This is a genomic window from Allobosea sp. P4_E12 (assembly GCF_056401655.1).
In genome coordinates this window covers 155,628-176,582 of sequence record NZ_JBFUIY010000002.1, presented here as the reverse complement: position 1 = coordinate 176,582, position 20,955 = coordinate 155,628, and the positions used below count along the sequence as shown (strand labels likewise).

The following is a 20,955-nucleotide window of genomic DNA, read 5'->3' as shown; positions in this document are numbered from 1 at the left end:
GCCGAAGCCGCTGCTGACTCACGAACGGGAAATTCGATGATGAAACCACTCGCCTTTGTTCTTGCCGTTACGCTTTCGGCGGCGCTGGTCCCGGCCCAGGCCCAGACGGAATTGAGCGCCTATGCCGACAAGAATGGGTACGTCAATGTCCAGAAACTGACCTGCGGGCAACTCGCCGGGACGTTCCAGGAAGATGCGAACTTTCTCGGGGTCTGGTACAGCGGCTGGTATAACGGCCTCGGAAAGAAATCGTCCGTCAATTTGCCCAGGGTCAAAGAAGGGATCCATGAGCTGATCGTCTATTGCAAGGCGAACCAAGGATCGACGATCATCAATGCCATCGATGTACTTTTGAAGGCTGAAAAAGCGCGCCGCGCCCAATGACGTGGCGGTCCCTACCTGGCCGGCCCGGGCAGGGACCGTCTTCGTGAACAGCCGCGCGAGCGGTCGCGCATCAAAATTGGTCTCTTTCACGGAATTTCGAATGAATAGGATGATGCGTTTTGCTGCGGCGTCGTGCCTGGCACTTTTGGCTGCGGGCGCGGCTCTGGCACAGACAACACCGGATGTCCCTTCCTTGCAGGCACCCGATCTTCACCTGGATCTCCTGCCCGCCTATTTGAAGACAAACGATTTGCCCGACAGCCTGAAGCTGCTTCCGCCGCCGCCGGCCGAAGGATCAGCCTCGCTTGCGCGGGATGAGGACGCCAGGCGGGCAACGGTTCCCTTGCGAGGGACGGCGCGTTGGGACCTGGCCAAACGTGATGCCGATCTGAACTTTCCGCAGCCGGCCAAGAATTTTTCTTGCGCCATGGGGTTTTCGATCAACGCGGAAAACACGCCCCAACTCTATACGTTGATGCGGAGGATGTTCCTGGATGTGGGGCTCTCCACCTACGGCATGAAGAACAAATTTCACCGCACTCGTCCTTTCGTGGCCCATTCCGAAACCACGTGCACGCCTGCCGACGAAAGTGTTCTGCGGACCGATGGATCCTATCCGTCAGGCCATTCGGCAGTCGGGTGGGGTTGGGCACTTGCATTGGCGGAAATCAATCCGGAACGTTCGAACGAACTCCTGGCCCGTGGCCTGGCATTTGGACGGAGCCGGGTCATCTGCAACGCGCATTGGCAAAGCGATATTGAGGCGGGCCGGACCATGGCCGCAGCGACCTTCGCCCGACTGCACGCTGATGGCTCGTTTGTGGCCGACATGAAGGCTGCGCGCGAAGAGGTTTTAAAGATGCGTCAAGCCAATAAGCCCGCTAGCGGCTGCGATGCGGAAGCCGCAGCGTTCTCTGCGCAATAAGACCCCAAGCACCGGCTCGATGCTGCGCGGCCATATTTCGAAATAGATTGGAACCGAATCAAATGCTCGCAAAAATTGTCCTGACCTCCATCAGCGTTACTTTCCTCGTCCTGACATCGTTGGGGGCGCAGGCGATGCCGATGTCATCCGCTCTCTCGCAAGCGAAGGCATACGGCGTCACAAAGGTCGCGGGCGGATGCGCTGTCGGCTTCTATCGCGGGCCGCTCGGCGGCTGCGTTCGGGCTGGGGGGGGCGTCGTCGTTGCGCCGCGCCCCGTGGTTGTCGCTCCTCGCCCGGTCGTCGTTGCTCCCCCGCCCGTTGTGGTCGCTCCTCGCACGATCGTTCGCCCGCGCCCCGTCGTCATTGATCGACGGCCGATTGTGATCCGTTAGGTCGTGCCGCGCTCGAGCACATCGGTCTGAAGCGGAAGAAGTAAAATGCATAAATATCTGAACTTCATGGCCCGTTAGTAACAGGCTTAGGATTGCCGGCCGGCCCAGGGGCGGCGCAGGAAAATCCCGTCACGGCCATCGGCATCGCGCTGGAACCGGACGCAACAATGGTCAAACACGCGTAGGCTGCCAATGCCCGCCTACGCGAGGTTTTCCCAAAGGGCTACGCATTGGATGCAACGCACCGCCCGCACATCACGATGCTGCAGCGGTTCGTCCAGACGGCAGCCCTCGACAAAGTCTACGCTGCGGTTGGCGATGTCCTTGCCATTGAGAAACCACCTGGATTGGCGCGCCATTCTCCAACGCGATGACCAAGGTCACGTTGTTCCGCTCCGCTGCGGCTTCAGATGGTCGAGCAGATCCATTGGTACAGGAAAGACCACGGTCGAGGATCGCTCTCCCGCGATGTCGTGAAGCGCCGCGAAATAGCGTAACTGCATCGCCTGCGGTTCCTGGGCAAGTATCCGACCTGCCTCGACCAGCTTCTCGGCGGCTTGCTGCTCGCCCAGCGCGTTGATCACCTTCGCGCGCCGAAGTCGTTCCGCCTCGGCCTGCTTGGCGATGGCGCGCACCATGTTTTCATTGAGATCGATATCCTTGATCTCAATGTTGGTGACCTTGATGCCCCAGGCGTCGGTTTGCTGATCGAGAATCTCCTGGATGTCGGCGTTGAGTCTGTCCCGCTCCGCGAGCATCTCGTCCAGTTCATGTTTTCCAAGCACCGAGCGCAGTGTGGTCTGTGCCAGCTGGCTGGTCGCTATCATAAAATTTCCGACTTTGATGATTGCGCGCTCGGGATCGATGATGCGGAAGTATAGAACGGCGTTTACCTTGACGGAGACGTTATCGCGGGAAATCACGTCCTGTGGCGGCACGTCCTGAACCATCACCCTGAGATCGACTTTCACCATCTGCTGGACGAACGGAATCAGAATGATGAGGCCCGGGCCTTTCACGCCGGAGAAGCGTCCGAGCGTGAAGATGATACCGCGCTCGTATTCCCGCAGGATGCGAATGGCCGAAGAGAAGAATACGATCACGGCGATCGCGAGCAGTGCATAGATCAAACAATCGAGCATCACCGCGCACCTCCTTCGCCGGCGGTCAGTCCCGGCCGCCGACGCACCATCAGCGTCAGATCCATGATGCTAGCCACCTCGACCATCTCTCCTGGTCTGAAGGCTTCCGCGCTGCGTGCTTGCCAGCGCTCACCCTGTGTGAAGACGTGGCCTTCTCTGTCAGCCCAGTCGAGGACCTCGGCGGACAGGCCGCGCATGGCTTGTGCACCGACACGTGCAGGACCTTTGCGGGCTCGCCTGAGCGAACTGAATATGACGACAATCAGGCCAATGAACATCGCCGCCGCGATGCCAATGACCCACCATGACAAGCGATATCCCGGTGCTTCGACTTTGAAGAGCATCATCGCTCCGAGCACGAAAGCGATGATCCCACCGATGCCGACGATCGCAGTCGGAGTGAAGGCCTCGATCGTGAAGAGTGCGATCCCCAGCAGCATCAGCGCGAGGCCGGCATAGTTGATCGGCAGCATGTTGAGGGCATAGAGACCCAGCAGCAGACAAATCGTGCCGACCACCCCGGGCGCGATGGCGCCGGGAGACGCGAATTCGAAAATCAGACCGTAGACGCCGACCAGCAGAAGAATGAAGGCGACGTTGGGGTCGGTGATGACCGACAGAAATTGCGAGATCCATCCGGGATCGAGCGCCCCGATCGTTGCATCCTTCGTCGCCAGATTCCGGGTTTCGCCACCCGCAATTTCCACGACGCGACCATCGATTTGCTTGAGCAGCTCAGTCGGGTTGCGCGCGATGAGATCGATGACATTCGCCTGCAACGCAGCGCTGGCGGAAAGGCTGGCTGCCTCGCGGACAGCTTTCTCGGCCCAATCGGCGTTGCGTCCGCGCAACTCGGCCAGGCTGCGGATTGAGGCGACGGCATCGTTCGTCATCTTCGCCGTCATCGCATCCGTCGGCTCTGTTTGCTGGGCGCTATCTTTCTTGTCCTTGCCGTCCTTGTCGGTGGATTTGCTCGGCAGACCGGGTACCGGACCGCCGATCTGTACCGGCGTCGCCGCGCCGAGATTGGTGCCCGGCGCCATTGCTGCGATGTGCGTCGCATAGAGGATATAGGTGCCTGCGCTGGCCGCGTGGGCGCCGGAAGGAGAGACGTAACCGACGACAGGAATGGATGAGGCCAGCACGTCTGCGACGATCTCGCGCATGCTGGTCGCGAGGCCGCCCGGTGTATTCAGACGCAGAATGACAACTTCGGCGCGTCGTTCGTTTGCCTTGGCCAGAGCGTCTTTCACGTAACCGGCCGTCGCCGGTCCGATCGCGCCGTCGACGGAAATGATCAATGCAGCTCTGCTGTTCTCCCCCGTCGCGGCGGAAAGGGGAGAGAACGCCAATGCGGCGGCTGCAATTGCCGCGACAAGGGTCGCCTGTACCGTCTGCACAGCAAGGACTCCCTCAATCACGGCGATATGGGGGATATCCCCGACGACCTCAATATGATCGCGATTGCCAATCCGCAGTTCGCCGGCCGATAGCGGATGCGAGAGCCGCTGGAGATGACAGGCGGCGTCGCGAGGACGCGATCGGCTGATCCGGTCTGCCCCCAAGAGTTCGAAACAGCTTCACTCGTTCCACGGTCCCGGCGATAGAGTTTTGAGCATCGGCGTCGCGTCGCCTTGACGCGCGATCCTGATCACGAAGGAAGCGGCAGGCGTCCCTCATTTCCGCTATAATTGGACCATGACGATCGGGATCGCCGGACCCGGACGGAAGGCGCCACGGCAGAACGCCGTGGTCAGGCTCGTCATTGCGGCCGTCGTCGTCGGGCTTTGCCTTGTCCTGCTCGGGCTCGCGAGTGACTGGCTGGTCGATTGGCTGTGGTTTTCCTCGATCGGTTATCTGCAGGTCTTTTGGACAACAATCGAAGCTGAAGCTGTCGTCTTCTTTGCTGTCTGGACGGCGACTGCCGTCGTTCTTTGGCTCAACGGATGGCTGGCCGTGCGTTTTGCCCGGCGGCCGCCGATACAGGCTGTCGCCGGCCTCACGTGGCAACCCCCGGGCACCGTGCTGTTGCCCGATCTGCTCGCGCTCGCGCGCGATCGATTGCCCTGGCCCTGGGTTGTTGCAGGCGGTGCTGGTTTGCTCGCGCTGCTCGTCGCCGCGGCGGAAGCCGGCAATTGGGGCATCTTCCTGCGGTTTCTCTATCAGGTGCCATATGGCGCAGACGACCCGCTCTACAACAAGGACATCGGCTTCTATCTCTTCTCATTGCCTGCCTATTTCCTCCTCAAGAACTGGATGTTGCTCACGCTTGTTTTGAGCGCGCTCTTCGCCGGAACGATCTACTGGGTGCATGGCGAGATCGAATACGACGTGCCGCGGCGATCAATATCGCAGACAGTGATCGCTCACGGCTCGGCAGTGCTCGGTCTTCTCTTCGCGGTGAAGGCTTGGTCCTATGGTCTCGACCGCTATCTGCTGCTCTATGGCGATAACGGTGTGGTCGTCGGTGCCAGTTACACCGATGTCCATGTGGGGCTACCGGGCCTGTGGCTATTGATCGGGTTTTCGATCATCGCGGCGTTCGCCGCGTGGGTAAACATCTGGATGCGTACCTACTGGCTTCCTGCCGCAGCGTTCATGCTCGTTGCCATCGGCTCAGTCGTGCTGTCCGGCGCAGCCCCCGCGCTGTTCCGGCAGTTCTTCGTCAGACCAAGCGAGTTGCAGCTGGAGAAGCCGTATATCGAACGCAACATCGCTTTCACCCGGCAGGCCTATAATCTCGATCAGATCGAAGCCAAGCCGTTTGCCGCGGAACAGAAGCTATCTCTCGACACGCTAGCGGCCAACAAGGCGACAATCGAAAATATCAGGCTGTGGGACCAACTGCCCTTGTCGGATACTTACGCGCAGCTGCAGGAGATTCGCACCTACTACAAATTCCATGATCCTGACGTTGATCGCTACTGGCTCGATGGTTCCTACCAAAGCGTGATGCTTTCGGCTCGCGAACTACGGCCCTCGTTGCTGCCGCCGAATGCCCAGACATGGGTCAACCGCCACGTGCTGTTTACTCACGGCAATGGCGCGGTGATGAGCCCGGTCACCCGAAAGAGTACCGAAGGACTACCCGTCCTCTATTTGCGGGATATCCCACCCGTCGCAGACGGAGGTCCCAAAATCCTTGAGCCGCGCATCTACTACGGCGAAGAGAGCGACAGCTACGTCATTGTCAAGGGAAGCACACCGGAGTTCGATTATCCGAAGGGCAAAGACAATGTCTATGCGGCCTATGACGGCACAGGTGGCGTTCCGATCGGAGTGATGGCGAGCAGAATGCTGTTCGCCTATTACTTCAACGACCCGAACCTGCTCCTCTCAAGCTATATCACTGCCGATAGCCGGATCATGATCCGCCGCAACATCCAGGAACGGGTGCGAACGATCGCTCCGTTTCTCCGGCTCGATCATGATCCCTATCTGGTCATCAGCAATGGGCGGATGCTCTGGATGCAGGATGCCTATACGACGAGCTCCTATTTCCCCTATGCGCAGCCTGCGCAAGATGGCGATCTCAACTACATTCGAAATTCGGTGAAGGCTGTCGTCGATGCTTACAGCGGGGCCGTCGATTTCTACCTGATGGATCCCGGTGATCCGATTGCCGCGACCTACCAGCGCATCTTTCCGGGCCTGTTCAAGCCGTTCGCGGCCATGCCTTCAGACCTGCAGAAGCATATTCGCTATCCGGAGGACCTGTTCCTGGTTCAGGCGCGGCTCTATCAAACCTACCACATGGAGGCGGCCGACGTTTTCTATAACCGCGAAGATCTTTGGCAATTCCCCCTGCAACCGGGGGGCGGCGGCACCGCGATGATGACGCCCTATTACATCATCATGAGGCTGCCCGGAGAATCGCATGCTGAGTTTTTCCTCATGCTCCCGATGGTGCCCAGCCGCCGCGACAACATGATCGCGTGGCTCGCCGCGCGCTGCGATGGTCCGGGCTATGGCAAGCTGATCGTTTACGAATTTCCCAAGGAGAAGCTTGTCTACGGGCCGTTCCAGATCGAAGCGCGGATCAATCAGAGTACCGAGATCTCCCAACAAATCACGTTGTGGAACCAGATGGGTTCGCGGGTGATCCGCGGTGCGAACTTGCTCGTAATCCCGATCGAGAACTCGATCCTTTATGTATCGCCACTCTATTTGCGAGCGGAGCACGGACATCTGCCGGAGCTGAAACGTGTGATCGCAGCCTACGGTGAACACGTGGTGATGAAGGAAACACTCGCCGAGGCCTTGTCGGCGCTATTCATAGAGCCCGGTGCTGCGCCGGCAGCTTCACGCGCGACAGAGGGGATGCCCGGGACAAGGCCAGCGCCAAGTCAAGCACGGGAGGCGCTTGATCGCTACAATCAAGCAATGGAGCGACTGAAGTCCGGAGATTGGAAAGGTTTCGGTACCCAGTTCGATGCAATGCGCGGGATTTTGGAGGAAATGAACCGGGATTCCACCGGCCACTAATGCTTCGAATTCGCTGTTTTTGCGTGGCCTTCGGCCCGGAGCATTGGACATTGCGAACGCGGAGGTCGCGCACCTGGCTGCTGCGGGGAGGACGCCATGTATCAACACATTCTGGTTCCGACTGACGGTTCACCCTTGTCCGCCGCAGCCGTCGAGCAGGCCACGCAGCTTGCCAAGTCCGTCAGGGCCCGACTGACATTGCTCGCTGTAACGGAGCCCTTTCACATCTTCGCCTCTGAACCCGGCAGGGCGGTCGCGACGCTGGAGGACTACCAAGAGCTCACCGAAGCGCGAGCGAGGCAGTATCTCACCGCCGCCCAAGAGAAGGCTGCGGCCGCGGACATACGTTGCGACGCCATTCAGGTCGAGAACGAGCACCCCTATCAAGCCATTATCGACACCGCTGTTGCGCGAGGCTGTGACCTGATCGCCATGGCATCGCACGGCCGCCGCGGCATCGCTGCGATTGTGCTCGGCAGCGAGACCGTAAAGGTTCTGACTCATTCCAAGATTCCCGTTCTTGTTTATCGCTGAGCGCTCGGATCGCCGCCGAGAGCCGCGACCAGAAAATCGGTGAGACGGCCAGGAGCCGCGTCGGGTCTCCTCTCAACCGCTTGTCTTGGCGAGCACCGTCATCGCGCCCCGACTTATCGATGCGTCAGGGCGTGCCGGATCGGTTCGCCGCGTCCTCAGCCGCCGATACGCCGCAAGGGGCGTCCAGCCAGCACGGCCGCCTCGATCTCTTCGAGCCGGATACCGCGCGTCTCCGGGGTGAAGGCCAGGCAGAAACTGAGCGAGAGCAGGCAGACCACGAGGAACAGCGCGATCGCGCCGGAGAGGCCGATCGCTGCCACAAGCGACAGGAAGGTGAAGGCGATCAAGGCGTTGAAGAGCCAGCTCGTCGCCGAGGCCATGGCGATGCCGGATTCGCGGATCGCGGTCGGAAAAAGCTCCGACATCAGCACATAGGGCAGCGGGCCGAGACTCAGCGCGAAGGCCGCGATGAAGACTGCGAGGCCCGCCAGGCCGACCCAGGGCCAGCCGAGCTGGGAGGCGACGATGACCGCGGCGAGCCCGATCGCCATCGCTCCCGAGCCGAAGATCAGCAGCGGCCTGCGGCCCAGGCGATCAACCATGGCGATGGCCGCGATCGTGGCGAGGACATTGACAAGGCCTAGGCCGAAGGTAGCGGCCAGTGCGGCGGTTCCGGCGGAGAAGCCGAGCTCCTGGAAGATGCGGGGGGCGTAGTAGAGGATGCCGTCGATGCCGCTCAGGTTCTGCAGCACGAAGAGGGCGCTGCACAGCAGAAGCACAGCTACAGTGCTGCCGCGCCGGAGCAGAGCGCCGCGGCTGGCGCCGGCATGGGAGAGGACGGGCCGGGCCTCCCGCCATTCATCGGCGAGGCCGAGCGTTTGCGCCGCCTTCAGAACCGCTGCGTGGTCACCCCGCGCCGCCAGCCAGCGCGGGCTTTCGGGCAGCAGCAGGATTGCCAGCAGGCAAAGGCCAATGGGGAGGATGCCGGCGCCGAGCAGGATCGGCCAGGGCACGCGTGCTGCGTAGGCGAGCGTGACGCCATAGGCACCGAGAATGCCAAGGGTGATTGCGAGCTGGAACATCGAGACCACCGCGCCGCGCCGGCGCGCCGGCGTCGTCTCGGCCGCGTACATCGGTACCACCATTGAAAGCAGGCCGATGCACAGCCCGGCAAGGCTGCGTCCTGCCAGCAATCCGCCAAGTCCGAACCTGGCCAGGATCAGCGTATAGCCGAGCCCGCCGAGCGCGGCCGCCAGCATGATCGTCCGTCTTCTGCCCCATCGGGCCGAGATGGGGCCGGCCATGGCGGCGCCGACGAAGCAGCCGAGTACCAGGATCCCGACGACGAGCTGTTCCCCCCGTTCCGAAAGTCCAAACTCTGCCTTTATAAGATCCAGAACGCCGGAGACAGATGCTATACCGAAGCCGAAAGCAGTTCCGCTGGCGAATATGAGCATCAAGATCAATAATATTGGATCTCGTAATCTGTAAATCCAAATATTTCTAATCATTTCGAATTATTTCCAGAATTAAATGCCGGATTTGTTCTTCTGTTTCATGCTACAAGCGGTGCATTGGCGAGATCAACATCTTCCCGGATTTGATGGTCTGGCCGCCCCCAGGCCGACGAGCTGCCTACAGGAGATATTCATGACCGATCTGGCCGAGACAGGATCGCGGATTGGTCAGGAGCGGGCCAATCGGCTCGCCATCGACGGTGGTGTTCCGGTCCGGCGCGAGCCGCTGCCCTGGGAACTGCCTGGGGTCCACTGGATCGGCGAAGAAGAGCGCGAACTGGTCGATCGCGTCGTGCGCGCGCGCAGCCCATTCCGCTTCTACGGCCCCGATCCGCAGCATATGGTCGAGACCCTGGAGCGCGAATGGTGTGAAGCCTTCGGACATCGCCACGCGCTCGGGGTGTCGTCGGGGACGGCGGCTCTGACGATTGCGCTGTCGGCGCTTGGGGTCGGCCCGGGCGACGAGGTCTTCGTGCCCGGCTATCTCTGGGTGAGCTGCCTCTCGGCCGTGGTGCGGGTCGGCGCCATTCCCCGCCTGGTCGATATCGACGAGACCTTCTGCATCGATCCCGAAGATCTCCGGCGCAAGATCGGGCCCCAGAGCCGCGCGGTGCTGTGCGTGCATATGAGCGGAGCGCCAGGCCGCATCACCGAGATCGCGGAGATCTGTCGCGCCCATGGCCTGGGGCTGGTCGAGGATTGCGCCCAGGCGGCCGGCGCGCATGTCGGCGGGCTGGCGGTCGGGCGCTTCGGCGATATCGGCATCTTCAGCTTCCAACTGAACAAGAACATGACCTCTGGCGATGGCGGGATGATCGTCGCCGAAGATGATGCGCTGTTCCGGCGTATCGCGGCACTGCACGACCTCGGCTATCCCCGAAACGAGAAGGGCCGGCTCGACGCCTCCGACGAGGCCTGCCAGCTCTGGGGCATGGGCGCGCGCATGTCGGAGCTCGCGGGCGCGATGGCGCTGGCGCAGATGCGCAAATTGTCGCGCATCACCGGCGCGATGCGGGGCTCGAAATGGCGCATTCGCCAGCAGCTTGCGGATCTGCGCGGCATCAGCTTCCGCCATATCCCGGACCCGGCCGGAGATACCGGTCCGTTCCTGCTGATGCTGCTGCCCGATGCCGACCTGGCGCGACGCTTCGTCGATGCGCTGCGCGCCGAGGGAATCGCCGGGCCGCCCGGCAGCCTCGCCTGCATCACCATGCAGGAATGGGGCATGCATTGGTATTTCAACATTCCAAGTCTGGTCCAGCGTCGGTCCAACAGCCGGGACGGCTTCCCCTGGACACACCCCGCCAATGCCTTCGCCGAAGCCTATGATTACCGCGTTGGGGCGTTGCCGCGATGCGACGATTTCCATGCGCGCGGCGCCTTGCTCGCCATCGGCTCGACGCTGACCGAAGCCGACGAAAGCGACATCGTCACTGCATTCCGCAAGGTGGCGAACGGCCTGCTGCCCTGATGCGCGCCATTCCAGATCAACCAAGGCCGAGATGATGATCTATTTCATAGCCGCCATCGCAGGCATTGCCGGATTCCTGTTCGGCTTCGACGAGGGTGTCATCGCCGGCGCGCTGCATCTTCTGCGCGGCGAATTCGCGATCAGCCCGTTCGACGAGGGGCTGATGACCGCTGCCGTCCCGCTCGGCGCGCTGGGCGGGGCGCTGCTGGCCGGGCGCACCACCGAAACCTATGGCCGTCGTGCCCTGCTGCTGGTCGCCGCGGTGCTGTTTGCTGCGGGGGCGCTGTTCTCAGCCGCGGCTGGCGCGGTCTGGATGCTGACGGCGTCGCGTCTGCTGCTCGGGCTGGCCGTCGGCATCGCAGCGATGGTGGCGCCGCTCTACATTTCCGAGAGTGCGCCCGCCGAAAAGCGCGGCATGCTCGTCTCGATCTATCAGCTGGCGATCACGCTCGGCATTCTCGGTGCCTATGTCGTCGACTTCGCGTTCGCGGAGTCCTGGCGGCTGATGTTCCTGATGGGGGTCCTGCCGGCGCTCGCTCTGCTGATCGGCATGTATCGCATGGGCGACACGCCGCGCTGGCTCGCCCTTAAGGGCCGCACCGAAGAGGCGCGTCTGGCGATCGCGCGGATTCGCGACCTTGCGCCTCAGGATCCCGCGGTCGATGCCGAACTGGCGAGCATCCGGCAGGCGGTGCAGCAGCGGACGAGGCCCGGCACCTGGGCGGACTTGCTCAGCCCGTCGGTTCGCCCAGCGCTGGTGGTCGGCATGGGGTTGTTCTTCCTGCAGCAGCTCAGCGGCATCAATGCCGTGATCTATTATGCGCCGACGGTCTTCAAGGAATCGGGTTTCAACTCGACCTCGACCCAGATCTTGGCGACGGTCGGGATCGGCATCGTCAATGTCGCGATGACCTTCGTCGGAATGTATCTGATCGACCGGATCGGACGGCGTCGGCTGCTTTTCATCGGCTTTGCCGGAACGGCCCTCAGCCTCGGCATGATCGCCATCGCAGCGGCGACCGACGCGGAGGCGCTGGATATCCTCGCGACGATTGGCCTCGTGCTCTATGTCGCGGCCTTCGCAGCCAGCATCGGTCCCTTGCCCTGGGTGATGATGTCCGAGATCTTCCCGCTCAAGGTCCGAAGTCTCGGCATGAGTGTGGCTTCGCTCGCCAACTGGGCCTTCAACTTCCTGGTCGTGTTCTCCTTCCCCATGCTCGTCAGCAGCTTCGGTCTTGGCGGGGTTTTCGCGGTCTATGCGCTGGTCTGCGCGGCCGGGCTGGTCTTCACCTATCTGCTGGTCCCGGAGACCAATGGTGTCTCGCTCGAAGAGATCGAACGGCATCTGGAATCGGGGCGGCCGTTCCGGACGCTTGATGCGGGCCCGGTTCGGGTCGTGACGGCATGAGCCTCATGCCGCCGGTTCTCGACAGACAGCCGCAGGAGCACGTCGATGCAGCCGGAGGGGCTGCCTCCCAAGATGCGGAGCGGTTGATGGCCGCACTGATCGGGCTCAGTCCGTATCGCGCGGTCCTGCTTCCGCTTCTGACCGACATCACGCGGATTGCACGAGCCAACCGGCAGATCGGGGCGGCGCTCGTAGCGGTCGAGCAGCGCGCCGATTTCGCGCATACAGGGCGGTTGCGCCGCGCCGATCTCGGTCCTGACCGGACCGCGCTCTTCGGCTTCCTCGAATATATCCGCTTCGCCTCGCCGGATTTCTTGCGCTCAGTCGGGGAATGGCCCGTGGGAGGCCTGCGTGACCGAGGCTGAATTCTGCGATGTCGTGGTCGTCGGCACCGGGGCCGGCGGCGGCATTCTCGCCCACAAGCTCGCCAAATCCGGCTTGCGCACCATCTCGCTCGAGCATGGCGCAATGCTGCCGGAGTATCATTTCAAGACGACACTGCCGCCCGGCGTGACCAGGGATTTCGGCATCGATCCGAGTACGACCTGGCCCAGCGATCCGCATGACAGCCTCTTCGTCCACCCGCTCTTTGCCGATGGTACTGTTGGCTCGACGGCACGGCCGAAGGAGGGGTTCCGGCATTTCCAGGTCCTCGCCGTCAACGGACTGCAGAATCTCTGGAACGGCGTCAGCGTCCGGTTTTCGGCGGATGACTTCAAATCCTGGCCGTTCTCCTATGCCGATCTGGCCCCGCATTACGGCGCCGTCGAGCGCCTGATCGCCGTCTGCGGCACGAAGGAGGGCCTGCCGGACCTGCCGGACGGCGACTATCTGCCACCGAAGCCGTTGCGCCCGGCCGACCGGCTGGTCGTCAACGCGGTCAAGTCGCTGAACGACGCGCATTCCCATGCCATCCCGAACCGCAAGGCGATCAACACCCGGGCTGGAACCCCGACATCCTGCATCTCGACGGGGATGTGTACCTCGGGCTGCCCGGTCGGCGCGGTCTATAAATTCTCGACGCGGCTGCTGCCGCAGATCGTTGACCTGCCGAACTACGAGCTGCGGACCCAGGCAAAGGTGGTTCGCCTGCTCCGCGATGGCAGCAGCCGGCGGATCGATGGGGTCGAGTATCTCGACCTGGCGACCGGCGAGCGGCGGCTTCTGCGTGCCGGCGTCGTCGTGCTGGCCGCGGGAGCGCTCGAGACGCCGCGCATCCTGTTCAATTCGGCCGATGACGCCGATCCCGCCGGCCTCGGCAACCGGCATGGGCGCGTCGGGGCAGGGCTGCAGGACAATCCCAAGGTCGTGCTTTCCACCTCCCTGCTGAAGCTCTGGGGCAAGCGCCGCGATTACGACCTCGGCTATGGCGATCTGCTGATCCTGCTGTCGCAAGGCAAGCTTGCGAGTGGCGCGCCCTTCCCCTTCATCGGCCATGCCATCCACAGCGCGCCTGACGTGCCGCATTATCTGACCGCGATGCGCGGCTTTCCGCCCTTCCTGAAGGAACGGCTCGCGCGGATGATGTTCCACAGCTACGTCACGCTGGGCCTGTTCTGCCAGGGCGAGGCGACGCCTGGAAACCGGGTGCGTCCGGGCCGGAGCGTCGATGCCTATGGCGTCCCGCAGGTCGAGGTCGATTTCACCATTCCTGCAGCGAGCCATCAGATGATGGACGCGATGACGGTCTGGGGCAGGCGCGTGCTGCGGCGGGCCTCCGCCACGATGATCTACGCCAGCCGCGACAACAGCGGCACCGGCATCCATTATGCCGGCACCACGGCCATTGCGCAGGATCCGCGACGCGGCGTTGTCGATGCCGACCTGAAGAGCCATGACATCGACAACCTCTATATCTGCGATGGCGGGGTCATTCCTGAGCTCCCCGACAAACACTTGACGCTGACGATCATGGCGCTGGCCGACAGACTGGCTGGCCATCTGGTCAAGGTCGCGAAGCAGCAGCAGGTCACGGCGTGACGCCCGAGGTCGTGGCGAGAGAAATCGGGGACAGGAGCTGCTGCTCCTCCGATCAGAATGAGGCTGCGCGGTGAGTAGGAGGGATGCGCTTGCGCTCTGCTCATCTTGTGCGCAGCCTCAAACGGAATGTCGCCCGGGTTGATTCATGCTCCGCACGATCGCGCTATTTGTCTTGCTGGCCCTGGTGCCAGGACTTGCGTTCGCGTCCCAGTGTCCCGCTGAACGCCCGATGCCGCTCGTGCCGGCCGACGCTGCCCTTTGCGCCGCGCTCGACCGGGATATCCGAAGGCCCGGCGCCTTTCCTCTCGATGTCTACCAGGAAAAGCTCGGCCGCTATCTCGGCGCCTTCTGCCACCGCAACCTTGCCGCGGGCTGGCGCGTCGACAAGATGGTTCGCGATACCGGGCCGTTCACCGCGACGCTGCGCAACGACAAGACCAGCGGCAATTACCATGGCACCCATGCACCGGTGGTCATCTGGTACTCGCCGGAAATGTTCGGCTGGCTGAAGGCCAACCGGACGCAGGCCCATGAGGGGACAGCGGAGCCCCCCGTGCCTGACGGGGCGATGATGATCAAGGAGATGTTCCCGGCGCCTGCCGCATTGTGCCGCGATGTCGATCCGCTGCGGCTGCTGCCGACGAGCGGTGCGGCCGTGATGGTGCGCGACGCGAAGGCCTCGCATGACGGCTGGTTCTGGGGCTGGTTCGGATGGAGCGACTGGAAGCCCGATTGGCCGGCGGGGCCCGGCAACGGCTACCCGAACATGGGTTTCGGTCAGTACTGCGTGAACTGCCATGCCAGCGCCAAGGCCAATTCGACCTTCGCGGACCTGAAGAACATCAAGGGAGAGCCCGGGCGCCCGCTGGTCTTCCTGAGCCAGAACGCCTTCACCGACCGTTCCGCCCAAGCTCATGACGACCTGTCCGCGATGCTCAACCACCTGCGCATCGTGCAGGAATCCGACGACATCACGCTGCTCGGCGCTCCGGCCCGCGAAAGCCCTGCGCCCGAGTTCACCACTTTCTACGGCATCCCGTTTCCGCATCCGACCGCAGACAAGGTGATGCGGATGCCATCCCAGACCTATGACGTGGTCTGGGCCAGTGCGAACCGGCGCGAGGCCCAGCAGCAGTTCCTGACCTCGGACCAGTGCCTCGGCTGCCACGATGCCGGGTCGACCGGGTTGCATTTCGACATGACGCTGCCGGGGCCGGACGGCCGCTTCCTCAATCTTTCGCCCTATGGCACCTGGAGTTCGTCGCCCATGGGCCTGGCCGGACGCGACCCGGTCTTCTTCGCCCAGCTCGCAAGCGAGACGGAGACCTTCCATCCCGAAGCCGCCGAGCTCGTGCAGGACACCTGCCTCGGCTGCCACGGCGTGATGGGGCAGCGGCAGTTCAAGATCGACGAGAGAGCAAGGGGCAAGGGCTGCTCGCCGTTCCCGCGTGCCGCCGTCGCTGCCGTGCCCTGGCCCGCCGGCCATTCCGGCCTGGAGGCCCGGCACGGTGCGCTCGCCCGCGACGGCGTATCCTGCACAACTTGTCACGCCATGGCGCTGAGCGAGGCCGAACGGAGCCGGGTCAAGGCGCAGCCGCAGAACAGTTGCGTCGAGGAGCGCCAGGAACGGCTCAACCCGGAGAATACCGGCTTCGCCAGGACCTTCACCGGCAGCTTCCTGATGGGCGCGATGACCGAGATGAAGGGGCCATTCGAGGGCCCCAAGGCGAAGCCGATGGAGAATGCACTCGGCATGACGCCGCTGCAAAACCCCGCCATCAAGAGCTCGGAGGTTTGTGGCAGCTGCCACACGGTTCACCTGCCGGTGCTCGACAAGGGCAAGGTCATCGGACACACCTACGAGCAGACGACCTATGCGGAATGGGCGTTCAGCGATTTCCGTACCGGCCAGTCGCCCGACGGAGCGCTGCCATTCGGCGCCGGCAAGAGCCCCGAAACCTGCCAGGGCTGTCACATGCCCAGCCGCGATGCGGACGGACACCCGTATCGCAGCAAGATTGCCAGCATCCAGGAATATTCAAACTTCCCTCAGGCGGAGCACACCTTGCCGCCCGAGGAGATCGACCTGCCCGTGCGCTCCGGCTTCGCCAGCCATGTGCTGGTCGGTTTGAACTCGTTCCTGATCAAGATGGCGCAGCAGTTCCCGGAGCTGATGGGAATCCGGACGCAAGATCCGATGCTGACGAAGAAAGGGGTCGATCCGCTGCTCTTCACCGAGAAGGCGATCGACCACCAGGCTGCGGAACGCACCGCCGCGATCGCCGTCGAAAGCGTCAGGATGACTGAATCGGCGCTGGAGGCGTCGGTACGTGTCACCAACAAAACTGGGCACAAATTCCCGAGCGGCGTCGGCTTCCGGCGCGCATTCATCGCGTTCAAGGTGCTCGACACCGGCGGCAAGGCGATCTGGGCTTCGGGGCGCACTGACGCACTCGGCGTCATCACCGACGGGATGGGCGCGCCCGTCGCCGGCGAAGTCTGGTGGAATGCGGATTGCTCGGCCAGACTCGATCCGCTCGCGCATCAGCCGCATCGGGAGGTGATCACCCGGCAGGATCAGGTCCAGATCTATCAGGAGCTGGTTTCGAGCCCCCCGCTGTCCGGGCCGGCCCAGTGTGGCATCGGCTCCCAGCCCGCGGGGCAGTTGACCACGAGCTTCCTGTCGATCTGCTCGAATGTGAAGGACAATCGCCTGCTGCCGAGGGGCTATCTCGGGCGCGATGACCGGGTGAAGCTCGCGGCCTCCCTCGGCGCCGGCTCGGAACTGGCTGACGAGGCCGGACCTGTGCAGGTCGGTGACGATCCCGACTATCGGGAGGGTGGCGGCGACGCGACGCTCTATCGCATCGCCCTGTCGGAGATCGACGGTAAGCCAGCTGCCATCGAGGCGACGCTCTTCTACCAGGCGATGCCGCCGTTCTACCTTCAGGACCGTTTCTGCACCTCGAAGAGCGAGGATACCAAGCGGCTGCATTTCATGGCCGGGCGTCTCAACCTCGCGGGGTCCCGATCCGAGGGCTGGAAGCTGCGCACGGTGACGACAGGGGCCGTTACCATTGCGGGCGGTGCTCAGCGGCAAGATTGAATGAAGCGGATCGGCTGCGGCGTGCGCCAGCGGGGTCTCTCGCCGCGGAGTTGGTTACCCCACTATCGGTCAGGGCGAGAATGGCATCGCTGACCTTGCTCTCCGCAAACCCGGACGTCGGGTTCTGTGGGGCACGCGGCACGAAGCCGCGCGTCTTCGCACTTCAAGACCAAGGCTTCCGGCGCGGCGGGTTCGGCTGTCGATGGGATTGGCCGTTCGGCCTGCCCTGGAACCACGGCCCTGGTTGGGCATAGTCGCCGCCTCACGCTGGATCGGTCCAACGCGAGGCGGCGTAAGCTCAATGCCGCTCCCCGGATGATGGAGCGGTCGTCAGGTCTTACCAGCCACGCTGCTGCTTGATCATCTGCTTTTGCGCCTCCTTCTGGTGACGCCAGTAGTCCTTCTGCGCTTCCTGCTGCATTTGATAGTAATCGCGGATGCGCTCCTTCCGGGACGTCGTGTCCCGGTAACGCTGCCAGTCGTAGTGATTGTCGTGAACGTAATTGTCCTGATCGCCCAGGAAATCGATGATCCCGCGAAACATGTCGCCGGCTGGCAAGATATGCCGCTGCTCGCTCATGGCCTGAGAGGGAGCAGTGACCGGGGCCGCGTAAGCCGCAGCGGCAGCCATGCTCAGGGCAAGGACCAACGAAGTCCGGGCCAGCTTGTGGGAGAGGGTGCTCATGGGCTCGTCCTTGGAATGGCGCGGAAGGGTTCAGGCCTATTGGCCAGGCTGGCGTGTGAAGACATGCGGCAGTTCCGGAGACAGCCAGCGGAGTTCGGCGATGCTGCCGGAACCGTCGCGCTCGAACCGGATCTGGGTGAAGGGAACATCGCCGGCGATGGCCACGATCGGCTCATAGCCAGCTGTCGCCATGAGGCGCGCCGAAAACAGGTTCGGATCATCCTTGCTGGATACGAGCAGAGCGACCGCGTCGGTCTTTTCGAGAGTCATCTGCAGTTTTCCGTCGACGGCGGCGACCGTCGCCGTGCCGAGAACCGGAGAGACATAGCTCCCGACAAGTACGCCGGCAGAGGGAGCAAGCGGCCCTGGGATGAAGGCGGCCGCCTGTTTGCGCTGCAGCTCACGGTTTGTCCGCATGGCGGCGGCGGCGAGTGCGATGTTGTCGACCTCGGGATTGCCGAGAACCCGGTCGTAAAACCATTGCGCGAGCGCATCCGCCATGGCCGCATTGCCGAGATTGGTCAGGATCACGATGCCGGTCCTGCCATCTGGCAGGAAGCCGGCATGGGCGCCGAAGCCCGGGGTTCCGCCATTATGCCAGATCACGCGCCCGTTTGGCGTGGCGTTGACGACCCAGCCGACGGCATAGCTGACGCGCTCGCTCATCGCGACGCGCGGTGTCCAGGTGACATCGAGGTTCTCCTCGGAGACCAGGGCCTTCTCTCCGAAATGCCCGCGCCCGAGCTGCAGGCGCAGCCATTGGGCCATATCCTTGACATTGGAGTTGAAGGCGCCAGCGGGGCCGTACGCATAGGGGAAGGCAGCGTGGAACGGGATTGCGACCGGGCGCTCGGCAAATCTGTGGCCGGTGGCATGGTCGGCGGTTTGCGTGATGGCTTCCAGGGTGGCCGTCGTCGATGACATGCCAAGGGGATCAAGCAGCGTCCGCTTCACCGACTCGTACCAGCTTGGCGAGCCGTTCACCTTCGCCAGCACCTCGCCGGCGACCATGTGCGGGATGTTGAGATAGCCGAACTGCGAGCGGAAGATGCCCGTCTGCGGCGCGACGCGCAGAGACTGGATCAGCGTCTGCTTGTCAAAGCCGAGAAGGGTCAGGTCGTCATTGACGTAAGGGGTGAGGCCGGAGCGCTGCGCGGCGAGGTCGAGGATGCGGAAATCGCGCGAGATCCATGGATCGGCCAACTGGAAGGTGGGTATATGATCGATGACGGGATCGGCCCATTTCAGCCGGCCGGCATCCACCGCCTGGGCGAGCGACGTCGCGAGGAACGCCTTGGTCGTCGAGCCGATCTGGAAAATGGTGTCGGGCGTGACGCGGTCGGCCTTGTCGATCGTCTTGACGCCGAAGCCCTTGCTGTAGATGAGCCGGTCGTCGAAGACGATGCCGATGGCCATGCCAGGAACCGAGAACTCCTTCATCCCGGCAGCAGCCTGTTTCTCGAGGCCGGGCAGGAGCGCCTGAAGCCTTTCGCCTGTGATTTCCGCCTTGGAAGGATGAACGGCAGCGAGCGTGAAGAGCGCCGCAGCGACAAGACTACCGCAGTGTTTCATGGTTATCCACTTTCGGACAAAGTGCATTGACACGTCATTTGGTGCCAATATTTGGCATAAATGCCATGGAGGCTGGGAAGCAGGGATTTGGTGGTTTGAATCTAATGCCATGATGCTGATTTTTGTAAGAATTCAGAAGATGGTATTCGATCGATGATCCGCTCAAGTGATGTCAAATCTTTAAGTTTCGCTTCACAAAGGCCGGAGGACGAAGGCGCATTCAGGAAATCAACGATGCCGGAACCTAGTGCGACCGTTGCGGCATCGCCGCGATAGCCGAGCGCGGCCAATTCACTCTCGACCAGTGCCCCGTCCGCATCGAGATAGCCCGTGCGCGCGACCAGATCCTGGGCCTGGCCGCCATGCGCCCTCAGAAGCAGGATGCGGCAGGCGGCGGCCCGAGCGTCGGGATCATGCACTGCCGCGCCGCTGAGAATGCCGCCGATGAGATTGGCCGGCAGGGTGGGCAGGTTCAGCGCCAGAAGGAACAGCCGCTGCGTGTAGGAGCAGGCGAGGGCACTCTGTGCGGTACGGCCATCGCTCAGCAATTGCCCGCTCATGCGGACCTGACGGTTGAACAGGTTCTCGCTGTAGCTGATCTGCAGGCGCTGCATGGCATCGGCGTGGATTGCCACTGTCCCGATGATCAACCGGCCCGCCTCGACGCGAGACCAGGCCGGTGAGATCGCGAGATAGACGCCCTCCAGCCAATGCTCGCCGGGGCGCAGCCCACTTCGCCCGGCTACCGACGATTCGACTACGGTCAGGGCGGGGGGCGAGCCCGACCGTAGGCCTGCCTCGCTCCGCAGCGCCGAGAGCGCGGTTTCCGGCACGGCGAACTGGGTGCTGATCGCGTCCTGAAACTCATCGAAGGAGGACGAGGCGAGGAACGGAGCGGTCAGCATGCCGCCGAGCACCCGCGCCCAATCCTCATAAACGCTGGATGCGCGGGGCACGGCCTTGCCGCTGAGCCATTTATAGGCGTTCTGGGGCACGAACAGCGTCGTCCGATTGCTGGCCGCAAAGCGCGCGCAAAGTTCCTTGTGGGTCGAGCAGCCAAGCGCCAGTGACGTCAGCCTCAGCTTCAGGGCGAGGTGACGCGAGGCTGAGACAACCGGTGGCTGGCTATCCATGTCCGCCGGCCGTGTCGCGCTGCCATCCAGTCTGAATTGCTTCACCGCGCTCCCCAACGGTTGCTCTGGACGAGAGGCCGAAACTGGCGACCAAGCTCCAAGAAGGCGACGCCTGTGCGCTGCCCGTCAGGAGGCCGGCCGCCGCGGTCCTTGGAAACGGTGGATCTATGATTGAAGCTAAGTTGAAATCGCGGGCGAGCACCATGACCGTGCATCTCAAC

General features: G+C 63.0%; 15 protein-coding genes. 9 read left to right on the top strand and 6 right to left on the bottom strand.

The genetic code is table 11. The features are described from left to right. The first annotated feature begins 36 nt into the window (after positions 1-36). Together AC1DW9_RS02890 and AC1DW9_RS02885 are read left to right on the top strand one after the other, a co-directional pair. Positions 37-384: an HdeA/HdeB family chaperone gene (locus tag AC1DW9_RS02890; protein ID WP_441504459.1), complete on the top strand. Its 348-nt coding sequence runs from the start codon at positions 37-39 to the stop codon at positions 382-384. Between the two features lie 112 nt (positions 385-496). Then, positions 497-1,309 (top strand): acid phosphatase, encoded by an 813-nt coding sequence (locus AC1DW9_RS02885; protein ID WP_441504460.1) that lies wholly within the window; start codon positions 497-499, stop codon positions 1,307-1,309. 772 nt (positions 1,310-2,081) lie between these two features. Here the strand turns inward: AC1DW9_RS02885 and AC1DW9_RS02880 are convergent. Both AC1DW9_RS02880 and AC1DW9_RS02875 read right to left on the bottom strand, forming a co-directional pair. Further along, positions 2,082-2,846 carry a slipin family protein gene (locus AC1DW9_RS02880; RefSeq protein ID WP_441504461.1) on the bottom strand — a complete coding sequence of 255 codons (765 nt, stop codon included), beginning with the start codon at positions 2,844-2,846 and terminating at the stop codon, positions 2,082-2,084. Further along, on the bottom strand, positions 2,843-4,243 hold the full coding sequence (locus AC1DW9_RS02875) for an NfeD family protein (protein WP_476855030.1): 1,401 nt from the start codon (positions 4,241-4,243) through the stop codon (positions 2,843-2,845). Before AC1DW9_RS02875 ends, AC1DW9_RS02880 begins: the two co-directional genes overlap by 4 nt. A 298-nt stretch (positions 4,244-4,541) precedes the next feature. On the opposite strand from AC1DW9_RS02875, the gene AC1DW9_RS02870 reads away from it, so the two are divergent. Then, complete coding sequence (locus AC1DW9_RS02870) at positions 4,542-7,328, top strand: UPF0182 family membrane protein (RefSeq protein WP_441504463.1); 2,787 nt, start codon at positions 4,542-4,544, stop codon at positions 7,326-7,328. 135 nt (positions 7,329-7,463) lie between these two features. After that, on the top strand, positions 7,464-7,862 hold the full coding sequence (locus tag AC1DW9_RS02865; protein WP_441504464.1) for a universal stress protein: 399 nt from the start codon (positions 7,464-7,466) through the stop codon (positions 7,860-7,862). Between the two features lie 155 nt (positions 7,863-8,017). Here AC1DW9_RS02865 and AC1DW9_RS02860 read toward each other — a convergent pair whose 3' ends face one another. Continuing rightward, a complete protein-coding gene (locus AC1DW9_RS02860) occupies positions 8,018-9,319 on the bottom strand; it encodes a sugar porter family MFS transporter (RefSeq protein WP_476770754.1) in 1,302 nt (433 codons plus the stop codon). Positions 9,320-9,512: 193 nt separating this feature from the next. Here AC1DW9_RS02860 and AC1DW9_RS02855 point away from each other — a divergent pair, with 193 nt between their 5' ends. The 5 genes from AC1DW9_RS02855 to AC1DW9_RS02835 all read left to right on the top strand — a co-directional run bounded on the left by AC1DW9_RS02855 (position 9,513) and on the right by AC1DW9_RS02835 (position 17,344). Next, positions 9,513-10,850, top strand: coding sequence for a DegT/DnrJ/EryC1/StrS family aminotransferase (locus tag AC1DW9_RS02855; protein ID WP_441504466.1), 1,338 nt, complete (start codon positions 9,513-9,515; stop codon positions 10,848-10,850). A 34-nt stretch (positions 10,851-10,884) separates the two neighbouring features. Continuing rightward, on the top strand, positions 10,885-12,258 hold the full coding sequence (locus tag AC1DW9_RS02850) for a sugar porter family MFS transporter (RefSeq protein WP_476775630.1): 1,374 nt from the start codon (positions 10,885-10,887) through the stop codon (positions 12,256-12,258). Between the two features lie 86 nt (positions 12,259-12,344). After that, complete coding sequence (locus AC1DW9_RS02845; RefSeq protein WP_441504468.1) at positions 12,345-12,623, top strand: hypothetical protein; 279 nt, start codon at positions 12,345-12,347, stop codon at positions 12,621-12,623. Next, positions 12,610-14,238 (top strand): GMC oxidoreductase, encoded by a 1,629-nt coding sequence (locus AC1DW9_RS02840; protein ID WP_476855021.1) that lies wholly within the window; start codon positions 12,610-12,612, stop codon positions 14,236-14,238. The genes AC1DW9_RS02845 and AC1DW9_RS02840 overlap by 14 nt, the downstream gene beginning before the upstream one ends. A 229-nt stretch (positions 14,239-14,467) precedes the next feature. Further along, on the top strand, positions 14,468-17,344 hold the full coding sequence (locus AC1DW9_RS02835; RefSeq protein ID WP_441504470.1) for a hypothetical protein: 2,877 nt from the start codon (positions 14,468-14,470) through the stop codon (positions 17,342-17,344). Positions 17,345-17,681: 337 nt separating this feature from the next. Here AC1DW9_RS02835 and AC1DW9_RS02830 read toward each other — a convergent pair whose 3' ends face one another. The 3 genes from AC1DW9_RS02830 to AC1DW9_RS02820 form a co-directional block, all read right to left on the bottom strand. Then, positions 17,682-18,029 (bottom strand): hypothetical protein, encoded by a 348-nt coding sequence (locus AC1DW9_RS02830; RefSeq protein WP_441504471.1) that lies wholly within the window; start codon positions 18,027-18,029, stop codon positions 17,682-17,684. 36 nt (positions 18,030-18,065) lie between these two features. Then, on the bottom strand, positions 18,066-19,601 hold the full coding sequence (locus AC1DW9_RS02825) for a serine hydrolase (protein WP_441504472.1): 1,536 nt from the start codon (positions 19,599-19,601) through the stop codon (positions 18,066-18,068). A gap of 101 nt (positions 19,602-19,702) precedes the next feature. Next, complete coding sequence (locus AC1DW9_RS02820; RefSeq protein ID WP_441504473.1) at positions 19,703-20,779, bottom strand: hypothetical protein; 1,077 nt, start codon at positions 20,777-20,779, stop codon at positions 19,703-19,705. Between the last annotated feature and the right edge of the window lie 176 nt (positions 20,780-20,955).

Excerpts from the sequence above, each read along its gene's own strand:
- AC1DW9_RS02855 (WP_441504466.1), top strand. The coding sequence starts at position 9,513 with ATGACCGATCTGGCCGAGACAGGATCGCGGATTGGTCAGGAGCGGGCC.
- AC1DW9_RS02830 (WP_441504471.1), bottom strand. The coding sequence starts at position 18,029 with ATGAGCACCCTCTCCCACAAGCTGGCCCGGACTTCGTTGGTCCTTGCC.
- AC1DW9_RS02870 (WP_441504463.1), top strand. The coding sequence starts at position 4,542 with ATGACGATCGGGATCGCCGGACCCGGACGGAAGGCGCCACGGCAGAAC.
- AC1DW9_RS02860 (WP_476770754.1), bottom strand. The coding sequence starts at position 9,319 with ATGCTCATATTCGCCAGCGGAACTGCTTTCGGCTTCGGTATAGCATCT.
- AC1DW9_RS02845 (WP_441504468.1), top strand. The coding sequence starts at position 12,345 with ATGGCCGCACTGATCGGGCTCAGTCCGTATCGCGCGGTCCTGCTTCCG.
- AC1DW9_RS02885 (WP_441504460.1), top strand. The coding sequence starts at position 497 with ATGCGTTTTGCTGCGGCGTCGTGCCTGGCACTTTTGGCTGCGGGCGCG.
- AC1DW9_RS02825 (WP_441504472.1), bottom strand. The coding sequence starts at position 19,601 with ATGAAACACTGCGGTAGTCTTGTCGCTGCGGCGCTCTTCACGCTCGCT.
- AC1DW9_RS02835 (WP_441504470.1), top strand. The coding sequence starts at position 14,468 with ATGCCGCTCGTGCCGGCCGACGCTGCCCTTTGCGCCGCGCTCGACCGG.
- AC1DW9_RS02850 (WP_476775630.1), top strand. The coding sequence starts at position 10,885 with ATGATCTATTTCATAGCCGCCATCGCAGGCATTGCCGGATTCCTGTTC.
- AC1DW9_RS02890 (WP_441504459.1), top strand. The coding sequence starts at position 37 with ATGATGAAACCACTCGCCTTTGTTCTTGCCGTTACGCTTTCGGCGGCG.